This window comes from Protofrankia sp. Cas8, assembly GCF_963555845.1.
GTDB lineage: Bacteria > Actinomycetota > Actinomycetes > Frankiales > Frankiaceae > Protofrankia.
On record NZ_CAUVXI010000157.1, the window covers coordinates 3,930 to 13,605 of the forward strand.

Here is a 9,676-nt window from a genome sequence, read left to right on the forward strand (position 1 = left end):
CAGCCGCAGCCGGGCCGGGCTGGGCCGGACCAAGCCCGTGTCGTACACACGGTGACCAATGTGTGACTTCTTCGCCTCGCGTAGGGCCAAGGCGGCATTGCCCAGTAGCTCGCTGACATCGGTACCGTGATCGGGAGCTATGGCGATACCTACCTTCACTTCAAGTGGTGCCCGCATACCGGCCAGTACGAACGGCATTCCCAGCGCATCCCGGACACGGACCGCCACATGGTCGACCACCGTCCGTGCCTGTTCGCCGTCGATCCCACGAAGCAGCACGGCAAACTCGTCGCCACTGATCCGTGCGAGCAGGTCACCGGGCCGTCGGACCGCACTGATCCGCCGGCTCACAGCGACCAGCAGACGATCGCCGTACTCATGACCGAGGCCACCGTTGATCTCGCCAAAGCGGTCGACGTCGATCAGCATCAGCGCCGTGGTCGGCCCGGACACCCGACGGCCAGGCGATAGGCCGCCGCTCCCGGCACCTACCGCTGGTGGCTTCGGGACGTCGGCGAGCAGGCGTGCGGCCTCCTCCAGAAACCCACGCCGATCGGTCAGCCCGGTCAGTTCGTCGATCCGCGTGAACTCACCGTCGGTCTGTTCCGCCCGACGCGCACGGGTCCGCAGTACTGTCCGAGCGATCACAAAAATGATCGACAGCCACAGCAGGTCAACGACCCATACGGCAACTTCGCGGCGCAACATGATCCAGATCGGCAATCCAGCCATGATCGCTCCGATGGGCACCGAGGTCACCGGTGCACCGTGCCCAACACCGGCACCGGCACCGGTTGGCCGAACGGCCCGGTGGATCCGGTCGGCACAGCCCGACAGGAGTGACGAGCCCTCCGCCGACGCAGCCGAGTGAAACTTCCGGTGCCGCGCCCTGTTCGCCGACATGAACATCGCAATCATTGAGCTGATAATCTCGCGATGAGCTCACTACCAGCGCGTTCTGTGCCGTTGTCAAGCATCGATTCCCCCGGATTTCGAACGTCCTGATTGTTCAGAGTGACCCGTCCGAGGGTAACGGGTTGCTCTTCCCCTATATGCGGCACTTCAGTCGCAGTCGATCAGCTTCGAACCCTGCTACCAGGCAGTTCCCGCGTATGAGCTCGGTCCGCGTCGAATACAACCACCGGAAGCCACAACGTGGTCCGTTTAAAAGCCAACACCGTGGTCGTTGCATGGGCAGGATCTCCACGGCCGTCGACCCCGGGTGTGATCAACACTGGATAGCGACCTACGGGTGGATCACTGCCGTGCAGTCGCCACGCCATGCAACAAAATACAGACCGTACTCATATGGCTACGCTACGATTCATCGACAGCAATCGTTGATGGCCGTACTCCGCCCGGGAAGGTACTGCACCTCCGGAAGCCGTCGCCGAGGAGAAGCCCGTGTACGTCCCGCCTGCCGGGCGTCCATGGCCGAGGTGGATCGCCGCCATCCTTGTTCTTTTCGGAACAATGCGGTCGCCAGTTGGCGCCCCGGGCAGGTTTCAGGTCGCGCATGATCGTCTTAATCGAACGGAGGCGCCTACTTGATGTTGATTCAGGCAAATCGACCACAGTTGCGAGTCGTGACCCCCTATGGGCCAGGTGGGGGCAGCTCCCGGGTGCGGATTCTTGATTGGCTGCAGTGGCTCCGGCTGGATGCCGAGGTACACGATTATCTCGGCCGGGAGAATGCAGACCCCCGCGCGCTGGCCCGTCAAGCGCTAGCGGTTGCCGGCGCAGAACGGACCACACGTAAGTTGTGCCGGCTGCGAACGGATCGGCTATTGCTGCACCGCGAGGCGAGCCCTTTCAGCCGCGGTCGACTTGAGCGGCAGCTGTTGTCAGCGGCGGACTTCGGAGTCTACGATTTCGACGACGCCCTTCAGTGGGACTTCGGCGGCACCTGGATACGGCGTATAGTTCCGAAGCCGACAAAATGCATTGCCGCGGTGCTGGCTGCGGACCGGGTGGTGGCCGGCAATGATATTCTCGCGGACTGGGCATCCGGATTCAACCGCGATGTGGTCATGATTCCGAGTTGCGTAGACCCGGCGGCCTATATACGCAAGCACAGTTACATACTTTCCGACCCGCCCGTACTCGGCTGGGTCGGCAGCCCGAGCACCGAACGCTACCTCCGCCTCGTCGCAGATCCGCTTCTCGAGCTCCATCGCCGGACCGGAGCCCGGCTTCGAATCGTCAGCGCTGGCGCCGCTTCCCTTGGCTCCCTCGATCTCATGGTCGAGCGGATACCCTGGACGAAGGCCGCGGTCGGCCGACTTCTTGTCGATATGGACGTCGCCATCGCCCCGCTCGATAACGGGCCGTACGAACGCGGAAAATGCGCGTATAAGATCCTTCAATACGGAGCGTCGGGAGTACCGACCGCCGGATCCCCGGTCGGCGCGAACCAACTGGCACTCGATCGGCTGGGTGGAACAGCAATCACCAGAGCGGATGACTGGTTCGACGCGATTCTCACCCTTCTCGCCATGAGTGTCTCCGAGCGCTCCGCCATCGGGGAACGCTCCCGCGGCGCCGTCCAACGGCACTACTCGTTCGACACATGGGCATCGAGATGGCGCAGCGCGGTTGGGCTCGACCCAAACTGAACGTGGCCCCTGTGATCTTCAGCTCTTCGTCCGGTCATGACCGTTTTCCGCATCCGATCTGAGGAAATTTGAGAAGACACCCGATGCCAGATACCCACCTTTTGCAAGGCAGCCACTACCGTAAGTAGCATGACTGTCACAGAATTTCCACACGCTGGGAGCTCCGGGACACAGACGTCGCAAACGGACACCGCCATCAGGCTGATGTTCATCGTGACCGTTCCCATGAGCGCCCGAATACTGCTCCGTGGCCAACTCGCGAACATGCGGAATCGTGGCTATTCCGTCACCTTGGTCTCATCGCCGGGCCCAGATCTATGGACGACCGCCCAACGCGAGGGTGTCAGTGTCGTTCCCGTACACATGGAACGCCAGATTACGCCCCTAACCGATCTGCGAACGCTACGCGAACTTATCCGCGTCCTGCGAAAAGAAAAACCTACGATCACAAAGGTCGGGACGCCCAAGGCCGGGTTGCTCGGCGGGCTCGCCGCCGTGGCCGCAGGCGTACCATGTCGCGTCTACGTGCTGCACGGCCTACGACTGGAAACCGCTACCGGGCCGAAGCGGGCACTGCTGTGGGGTGCAGAGCGGGTGGCGTGCCTCAGCGCGCACCGGGTCCTCTGTGTAAGCCCGAGCCTGCTGCGGGAAGCGGAGCGGCTACGTCTGTTGCCCCGGGGCAAGGGTGTCCTCCTGGGTAACGGTACATCCAACGGAGTAGACAGCAGCCGGTTTGCCCCCACCGAGGAGCTCCTGCGTGCCGCCAAGCTGCTTCGCGAGAAATTTAGGATCCCCGAGGATGCCAAAGTAATCGGCTTCGTGGGCCGACTCACGGGCGACAAGGGAGTCGTGGAGCTGCTCGCGGCGCACCGAATCCTCCAGCAAAGATTTCCCAGCCTGTTCCTCCTGCTTGTCGGCGAGCCGGATCCGGATGATCCCCTGCCGGCCGGTACGGCTTCAATGCTCACCGCGCCGGGCGTGATCCAGGCAGGATGGTTGGCTGACACGGCACCGACATATCACGTGATGGACGTCCTCGCACTGCCCACCTATCGCGAGGGCTTTCCGGGTGTTCCCCTCGAAGCAGCTGCCGCGGGTCGCCCGGCTGTCACTACGAGCGCCACCGGTGCGGTCGATTCGGTCGTAAACGGTCTCACCGGATACGTCGTCGCGCCAAGGGACGCCACCGCCCTCGCTGACGCGCTGGGCCGATTGCTCGCAGACCCCGAACTTGCCCACCGGATGGGACGGAACGGTCAGGAGCGGGTCCGGCGTGACTTTGACCGGCAAGTAATATGGGATACAAACGATCGGCTCTTCCGGCAGCTACTCAAAGAACGGAACAACAAGCGGAGGGCCGGACCGACGATGAGGCGTGCACTAGAGAAATTTCGCGAGAAAAACATGAACGGAAACCGCTGAGGCGGCCGTGCCGTATCGGGTAGTGACCCGCTCCCGTCGGCATCCGCCGTCGCCCAACGCCTCTTTCTGATTCTAGCTTCAAGAAGGGGCCGTCTTTCGGCACGAGCGCGACCATCCGCAACCGGGTTCCAGATCAGTTCGTACGATACCTGAACGCAGCTCAAAAACTAGTCGAGGTGACGTAATGAGGATTGTCGTGACCGGCGGCGCCGGCTTCATAGGCGCGAATCTCTGTCAAACGCTTCTCGCCCTGAAGGTGCCCGAGATTGTCGTGATCGACGACTTCAGCACCGGTACCTTCGAAAATCTCGAAGGGCTCCCCGTAGAAATCCATGACGCCAGCATCCTGGACCGCGTCGCGGTGGACAAAGCGGTCACACGAGCCGATTCGATCATCCATCTCGCCGCCCGTCCGTCGGTGCCACGATCCCTGGCCGATCCACTCGCCTCCAATGAGGTGAACGTATCGGGTACACTTAAAATTCTCGAAGCCGCACGACGGGCCGGGGCGCACGTGGTTGTCGCGTCGTCGTCGTCAGTGTATGGCGGCAACCGCAGACTGCCAAAAAGAGAGGACATGCTGCCTCGCCCATTGAGTCCGTACGCGGTCAGCAAGCTGGCAGCCGAAAGTTACGCCCTTTCATATGCAACCTGTTTCGACCTACCGGTTCTCGCGGTTCGCTTCTTTAATGTCTTCGGGCCCATGCAGTCGGCCGGACACGCGTACGCGGCGGTGATCCCACGGTTCGTCGAGGCCGCCGTAAACGGGCATAAAATACAGGTTCACGGCGACGGCCAGCAGACGCGGGACTTCACCTATGTGCGGTCAGTGACCGAGATTCTGGCCGATGCCGCGCTACGACGGATTGTTCACAACGGCCCGGTGAACCTGGCATTCGGGACCCGTACAAGCCTGCTAACGGTGATCAGTCTTCTTGAACGGATAATCGGATGTCGCCTGGACGTCGAGCACGTCGCGTCGCGGCCGGGCGACGTCCGTGACTCGCAGGCGGACACCAAGATCCTGCGAACGCTCTTCCCCGCGGCGGCGCTGTACGGTCTGGAACCCGCTCTTGCCGCAACCGTGCAGTGGTATACGAACAAGCAGTCTGTCGACCAGGAGGTTCCTGCTGAACCGTCGGTTCAGATTGCCTCCCGCTGACGGCCACGAGAACCGTAAGATTATTTAACTGTCGCGAGCCGGACGGTGGGGAGGTCGTGATGCGCCACGTCACCCGAGTCGTCGCCGGAGAACAGCATGATATTGGCGACGGCAAGAGGCAGATAGACTGCCCACATATGCCCCGGCGCCTGAAGGTACGGGTTCGAGATGTTCGCCAGGAGCATCGAAACCGCACCGACTGTGGCGATGACGGCCATGTCAACCATCTCCGGTCCGGTCGCGACGCGGACGGCGCGACGCATCGCGGCCACAGCAGACCCGGCAATGCCAGCCAACAGAAGCGCACCAACGAGGCCCGTCTGAAACAGCAGCATCAGGTACTGCAACTCGAAGTTCCACGGGCGGGCGTCATTTCTCGAGTAACCCTTGATCACCGCACCGAAACCTTGACCGGTGACAGGCGACGAGGCCCACGCATCAAGCAGTTGCCGCTGTTCCTCGATCCTGATGGTGACTGTGGACGACGCCGCCGTATCCCCGGATTCCCCGACCACTATATTTCGCGCATCCCGGAAAGCCGAAGTAAAAGCCGCCGACCTGAATAGGCCGTGATTTACTCCCAGGTAAGCAACCACAATGATGGCCATGGCAGAAACGAGAGCGTACACCGGACGGTACCGACCTCGACTGCCGGATCTTCCCAATAGCCGGCTGCACGCCCAGAGCATTACCGGGGTCAGTGCTACATTGATGATGATGGCCTGGCGACCGCCGACAAGCGTCGCGACCAGAGACGTTGTCGCAGCATAAATTCGGAGCCAGATAGGCGGCATGATCGGATTCGGGGCCAGAAAAAGCGAGGCCAGCCATATCGGCGCCGCAGCAGCCAACGTGGACAATCCAAGAAAGCGGATCTCGATCCCGCCATCATTGAATCCGACCCGAGCGTCCGAGCCACTAATCACCCATTCCGGAACAAACTGTGGAATAACCCCTTTCTGGCCCCCGACATAGCAAACTATGACGGTTGAGAGTATCGTGGTACCAATTGCGAGACTCAAAAATGTCAGCCGTAGAAGCCGCACGTCGTGCACACGGACAAAGGTCCAGAAAACTACCGGCGCTACAAAGTAGACCAGGTATCCAAAGGTGAGACCTGGCGCATTGTTTATTGCTCCTATAAAACATCCAAAAGCGCCAAAAATAGCCTGCAGGTACAGGATCGGATGCAGGACCGGATGGATGCGACGCCGTTCCAGCAGACATGCTGCGGCCGCAATAATACCCATGGCAGCCAACACGGAAACAAGAATACTATTGTTCGAGACCGGCCTCAGGAGAACATATATGAAACACGCCATGCCGACCGATTTCACGAACAGCCCGACCGCTTTCATCGACGAATTCACCCCACCGGTCGCTGTAGCGGCTTACCGATTCTCCCGTAAACGTGGCGAACAAGATCCTGATAATGCTGCGGTCCGTAGCGTACGTACAGGCCGACAGTCCCGAGTGCTGTACGCGCAACACCGTCCATGAGGCACAGAGCATCGTAGGCACGAACCGACTGTCCGCTCTTTGCGTAGTACCATCGTCCGGATTCGTAGCTCCGCACCAGTGCGACCGTGGGATCCCGTTTAGCCGCGTGCGCCTCGGCGTGCTGGGCCAGCCAGTCGGGCCGCAGCCGTACTGAATAGCCATGAGAGTTCGCGCGCCAGCAGAGATCGATGTCTTCGTAATACATGAAGAATCTGGGGTCGAAACCGCCGAGGCGCAAGAACATCATCCTGGGAATCAGAAGAACCGCGCCCCCCACGTATCCAACGCTGACTGGCGGCCGTGGCTTGATCCGCAGCCACCGTTCCGCAACCTCCCGCGGAAGCGTTCTGCGCCCGTCTCCGTAATTGCGCTGCAACTCGCCGAAGCGTCCGAGAAGTGTCGGCCCGTAAATTGTGTCGTCGGTCGCTGTCAGCTCATGCGGCCAATTCAGCAACCGTGCGTCCGGGTTCAGGAACAGAAGTAGATCGGCTGTGGAGGAACGGGCGAGGGAATTGCAGGCCGCGGCGAAACCACAATTGTCCTTGCATTCCTCCGCCCGCAGATCGAGACCGGCGAGATCCGCGCTCCGCCTCGCGGCGGCCAGGCTTCCGTCACTAGGACAGTTATCATGTATCGCGACGCGGGATCCCACCGGCAGATGCCGCAAGCTATCAACCGCGCTGCCTACGACCGCCGCGCTCCCGTACGTCACGATACACGCCTCTACGATCATGTAATTTCTCCTGAGAGTAGGACGACCATCCCGGGATTCGCACGTGTCAGTCAAGAAAGATCGGCTCTGGCCGTTGTCGCTGCCCGGCGAGCAGGCCGCTTATTTGGCAACCCAAAGGCGGGTTTAAGAAAGGTGGCCTTCCGGTGTGCTGGCCTGTTCTTCCGGCCCACCGGAAGGAAGAGGTAGATGATCAGAACCAGGCAGACAACCCAGTTACCGAATGATGTAGCAAGGGTTACGCCGAACACTCCCAGTGAAGCGGCGAGTGGATGGATAAGGATTGCGTTGGCCAGCATGCCGCTCAGACTTCCCATTATCACCAGGCCGTACCGCCTCCTTGCCTGAGCCGCCCGAACTGCGACTACGTATCCTGCCATCGCCGGCAGGCCGATCGCATAGCCGCGTGCAGCGGAGACGACAATTCCTGCCTCGCCTTCTCCGAATGCACCATGGGCGAGCGCGATCGATACCAGAACCGGTGCAGCCGCTGCCAGAAGAATCCCGACAAGGGCCAGTGCGGACATGATCGCAGTAATTATGACCTTCAATCGTGCCGACGCATCGGTTTCAAATCCCCGTTCCCATCTGATAAATTTCGGCAATGCCCACACGGAGATCCCGCCGAGAATGATGCCGTGTGGCACCGTGATCAGTTTGTACGCATACCCTATTCCTGCTATCGTGCTCTGACCGATCCCCGCTCCCGCGCGCCGCTCGATAATAAATGAAGCCTGGTTCAGGAGCCCTGCCACAGCAATCAGAACGAGAGGTTTCCACTGTCCGGTCGGAGCGCTGTCCGGCGTGTATCGGAGATCGGATCGAATGAGCAGGACGCCCACCACGCAGGCGATTACCAGGGCTGTGGACCAGCCCAGATAGATTGCCACCCGGGGACTCGAGAAGGTGGCCAGGAAGACAAACGCGAGCACGGACCAGAGAACAGCGAGCCAGGCAGCCCTCATCAGACGCTCAGTCGCATTGAGCACGCCACCGACGGCACCGAGGAAAATCAGTGCACCGGATCCGGGCGCGGTCCAGCGGAGTGCGGTGGCGAGTTCGGCCCAGTCGCTGTGGGCGGAGCCCACCAGGACATGACCCAAGGGACTGGCGAAAAAATACTGACCGACAGCTACGACGACCGCGAGCAGGAAGCCGTTCAACACGTAACGTGATGCCGCTGCTCGGTGATGACAGACGGCGGTCGTCGTGGCGATCATAAAAGCATCCGCCGCGACGATCACAATCGTCGCCTGTAGTCCCACAACGAGAAAGAAGGAGGCAACTGGCAATGTGGTTCCAAAACGATCTGCCATGACGACGTCGCGAAGAAATCCGAAGACTTTCCCCAACAACACGACAGAGCTTATACCGAAAAGTACCCTCCAGACGCTAGTTCGCAGAATTTTTCGATAGCGACCGACACCGGGCCGCGAGCGCGCGCGTGTATCCCGGCCCCCGTCCCGTCGCTGCGTGGATGTCAAGGTCACAGTCGCTCCGCTTCCGCGGCGGTCGGGGGGGTCGTGCCCGGTAGACGATCTCCACCGGTACCGATGTTTTCGTCGCTTCCGAAGGAAGCGCCGCTGCTGGGGTCGCAGGCCCCGCCGTCGCCAGAATCATCGAAAGGCGCGAAAGGTATCGGCCCGGTCATCCGGATGGATACAAGCGCGAGTTTCCACTCGTCATGTGTCGGACGATCCGTGTGCGGTACGAGGTTCCCCGGGCCACACAACCAATCCCTCGCCTTCAGCGCACCCACCGATTTCTCCCTTTGTTTATTGGCGGTACAATTACGGTGGGTACCCGTGGTACGCCGAAGATTTCACGAGGCGATGAAGTCCGAGCGTAGGGGATCGACCCACCGCGGTGCGTACCCCGACATACGCGACCAGCGCCGGGGTGCCATCCCGAACCTGGCGGGCACAATTCGGCCCCACGAGCTCCGGAAGCCCGGGGGACCCGCAGACAGCCCCGGATGAGCCGACGCCGCCCCGTCCCCCGAGAAGATCATCGACAGGTTCGAAGTCGATGAACGACCGATCATCGTGCGGCCGGGACGGCGACGAGCTATCGGCGTTAGGTCAGGCAGGGACAGGTAGGCCGTTCCGCCAATACACCCCGTCTCGATCGATCTTCATCAGAGGCGCGTCGATTCCGCGAGCGTCCCGGAAATCCTCGACCGCCCGGCGGCAGCTCTCCATCGCACCATAATCGTCCACGATGGCAAACCCACCCATAGACAGCCGT

At 61.2% G+C, this 9,676-nt stretch carries 8 protein-coding genes; 3 read left to right on the forward strand and 5 right to left on the reverse strand.

Annotated elements, in window-relative coordinates; all coding sequences use genetic code 11:
- On the reverse strand, positions 1 to 759 hold a 759-nt coding region (locus U9977_RS19520; RefSeq protein WP_322750725.1), incomplete at its 3' end, for a GGDEF domain-containing protein.
- Between the two features lie 863 nt (positions 760 to 1,622).
- Here U9977_RS19520 and U9977_RS19525 point away from each other — a divergent pair.
- From U9977_RS19525 to U9977_RS19535, 3 genes are all read left to right on the forward strand, one after another.
- A complete protein-coding gene (locus tag U9977_RS19525; protein WP_322750726.1) occupies positions 1,623 to 2,615 on the forward strand; it encodes a glycosyltransferase in 993 nt (330 codons plus the stop codon).
- Between the two features lie 213 nt (positions 2,616 to 2,828).
- On the forward strand, positions 2,829 to 4,037 hold the full coding sequence (locus U9977_RS19530; protein WP_322750727.1) for a glycosyltransferase family 4 protein: 1,209 nt from the start codon (positions 2,829 to 2,831) through the stop codon (positions 4,035 to 4,037).
- Between the two features lie 184 nt (positions 4,038 to 4,221).
- A complete protein-coding gene (locus U9977_RS19535; protein WP_322750728.1) occupies positions 4,222 to 5,199 on the forward strand; it encodes an NAD-dependent epimerase/dehydratase family protein in 978 nt (325 codons plus the stop codon).
- Positions 5,200 to 5,219: 20 nt separating this feature from the next.
- Here U9977_RS19535 and U9977_RS19540 read toward each other — a convergent pair whose 3' ends face one another.
- The 4 genes from U9977_RS19540 to U9977_RS19555 form a co-directional block, all read right to left on the reverse strand.
- Complete coding sequence (locus U9977_RS19540; protein WP_322750729.1) at positions 5,220 to 6,557, reverse strand: hypothetical protein; 1,338 nt, start codon at positions 6,555 to 6,557, stop codon at positions 5,220 to 5,222.
- An 8-nt stretch (positions 6,558 to 6,565) separates the two neighbouring features.
- The gene (locus U9977_RS19545; RefSeq protein WP_322750730.1) at positions 6,566 to 7,432 is read right to left on the reverse strand and encodes a glycosyltransferase; all 867 of its coding nucleotides are present in this window, start codon (positions 7,430 to 7,432) and stop codon (positions 6,566 to 6,568) included.
- A gap of 50 nt (positions 7,433 to 7,482) precedes the next feature.
- Positions 7,483 to 8,787, reverse strand: a complete 1,305-nt coding sequence (locus U9977_RS19550) for a lipid II flippase MurJ (RefSeq protein WP_322750731.1) — start codon at positions 8,785 to 8,787, stop codon at positions 7,483 to 7,485.
- 723 nt (positions 8,788 to 9,510) lie between these two features.
- On the reverse strand, positions 9,511 to 9,666 hold the full coding sequence (locus U9977_RS19555) for a TylF/MycF/NovP-related O-methyltransferase (RefSeq protein ID WP_322750732.1): 156 nt from the start codon (positions 9,664 to 9,666) through the stop codon (positions 9,511 to 9,513).
- Between the last annotated feature and the right edge of the window lie 10 nt (positions 9,667 to 9,676).